Below are 2,407 nucleotides of genomic sequence, written 5' to 3' on the forward strand. Positions count from 1 at the left end.
TTAGTCCTTAACTCCTCCGGAGATTTTTTTTTGTAGCCATTTTATATGTTTTTTAGGGTTTAATAAAAACAAAATTACTAAAACGGTGAATGGGAAAAGCTACCGGAGGTTTAGTTCAACAAGGGTTTTGCGATAGTGGGGCGAAACTGCAAAGTTCAACGGCAGTTCTTCGGTTCAACTTTTGTGGAAAATTGAAGATTTGCGCTTCGATTGCCCCACCATCGCAAAGCCCCGAAACGTTATGGGTAAATGTTCCCCGACAGAAATTCATCGGTTAAGGAACGTTTCCGACTTCGCAAACGAACAAATTTGAACCGACAAAAAACATTTAATATTTACCAACCGACAACACGACGAGCAAAATCAAACGGACTACAAAATCGACTTAAGGTTCTTTAAAAATCAGGCTTCTTACCGACCTAAACGCCCAACTGAAAACTGAACTGAAGGACAATTTCTATTTCGGTTTTGCCGACCAAAATGCTTAGCCGACCGAGCTGTTTTTTTGCTTTTAAGAACAAACTAAAAGGAAAAAACTATTTTTACTACTGACCGAACAGACCAAGATCAAAATGAAAATAATACTGAAAAAAACACATCTACCCATAACCACAGGTTTGCAAAATTGCGGGCGACGTGCTTACATTTTCTTCATCACTTTTTACTAAATTTAGTGCTGGCTGACAGAGGTTCTGCAAGTAAAACCGCAATTTCGCAAACCTGCCAACCGTTGTAGCCAATTTTAAAAAATGAAAATACGAACCAAATTTATAATATTGACTTTTATGGGTTTATTAACTTCTTGCTTTGGACAAAAAGAGGAACAGCATATTTATTTGGCTGGCTGGGAAGCAGAATTTAACGGAGATGAACAATGCCAAAAATTTCTTGAAACACAAATTATTGATAAGGAAACAGCTAATACTATTTGGAGTTCAATTGACCTTGTATTTAGCAATGGTAAATTAGTTAAAGCATATAATATTGAAGAAGGAGATAAAACTGACAGGAAATTAAAACCAAGCGAAATCGGTTTTGAATTTCAAAAATTAAAAGTCAATCAGATTTATAACCTTAACCAAGTAACTAATTCTGAAAGCTATTTGGGCGGGGAAATACCAAAAGAATTCAATATACCTAAATTTGAATTCAATGCACCATTTCAATACTTAGGTAAATTTTCTAAATCTGAGGAAGCTTTTAATTGGCTACCGTTCGACTTGCATATTGCAGCACCAATTTACTTGAATTTTGACAAGTTGTTTATAGATTATTCTGACCCATTAAATCCTAAAGTATTAAACATTGAGAAATTAAAGCAAACTGACAATTCGTATGATGATTTAAAACCAGATTCTGAAATAGTGTTTGAGAAAGTATTTATTACTTCAGAAAAATCTACAGATTTTGGTGGAATTGGACATACCTCAGTTCCAAATTGGATTCAATATCCCGACATTCCTACTTGCCCAAAGTCAAAGAAAACAATGAAATTACTTTGTCAGCTAACGTATGATGGAATTGACATAAAAACAAAACGTACAAACGTAAAACCAAAAGATGAATGGTATAAACAGTATTTTGAAAAAATGAACTTTTGGGGCGATGGGGATTTATATATTTTCTTTGAACCCGAAAGTAAAATAATGTGCTTTATTATTCAACATACCTAAACAAAAACTGGCTACAACACAGGTTTTGCAAGATTGCGGGTTTTGGGCTTAATTTAAAGTTTGTTTTGTATCTTTGAGTTCAGTCTTCAACCGAAAGTTTCGGCTTATTTAGTCTGCAACCTCGCAAAGCCTGGGAACGTTAGCCACAATTTTATGAAATCTACACTCAAACTAATAACATTTTTAATATTTGCATGTTTTTTATTTTTTAATTGCAAAAGCGTAAGTAGAGATTTAAAATGCAAAGATTTTGAAAACGGAACTTTCGAATTTCAAGATGAAATTTTAGACAAAAAATATGTTATAATTCGGAAGAATGAAAATCAAATTGAACAAGTCTATGATTTAAAGACCAACAAAATGGAATCAGAATCGGGCAGAGTCATGAAAATTTCTTGGGTAAATAATTGCGAATATAGTGCAATGCTTGATACAATTAAAAGCACCAAATATGATGATTTAGACTTACAAATGATTTCAGCTGGAGGATTAAATAACAAAATCATTAAAATTGAAAAAAACTGTGCAACAACGGAGACAAGTATTGGAAACTTTAAGAAGAATTTTGTAATCTGTAAAAAACCGGAATAAAAAACTAAAATGAAAAACTGCGGCTAATAACTAAGCTTTCGTCTTGTCCGCAGGACACAAGATGAAAGCCTGTTGAACGGAACCTTCGGGAGCTTTTTTGGCAGTCTATGGAGTTATCGTTTTTAGAATTTAGATACACAAAG

At 33.5% G+C, this 2,407-nt stretch carries 2 protein-coding genes; both read left to right on the forward strand.

All coding sequences use genetic code 11. The features are described from left to right. Nucleotides 1-749: 749 nt before the first annotated feature. Nucleotides 750-1,673 carry a hypothetical protein gene (locus DQ356_RS11055; RefSeq protein ID WP_114304558.1) on the forward strand — a complete coding sequence of 308 codons (924 nt, stop codon included), beginning with the start codon at nt 750-752 and terminating at the stop codon, nt 1,671-1,673. Nucleotides 1,674-1,826: 153 nt separating this feature from the next. Further along, a complete protein-coding gene (locus tag DQ356_RS11060) occupies nt 1,827-2,264 on the forward strand; it encodes a hypothetical protein (RefSeq protein WP_126723290.1) in 438 nt (145 codons plus the stop codon). Nucleotides 2,265-2,407 lie beyond the last annotated feature (143 nt).

This window comes from Chryseobacterium lacus, assembly GCF_003336205.1.
Lineage (GTDB): Bacteria > Bacteroidota > Bacteroidia > Flavobacteriales > Weeksellaceae > Chryseobacterium_A > Chryseobacterium_A lacus.

Coding starts and splice junctions, on each gene's coding strand:
- DQ356_RS11060 (WP_126723290.1), top strand. CDS start 1,827: ATGAAATCTACACTCAAACTAATAACATTTTTAATATTTGCATGTTTT.
- DQ356_RS11055 (WP_114304558.1), top strand. CDS start 750: ATGAAAATACGAACCAAATTTATAATATTGACTTTTATGGGTTTATTA.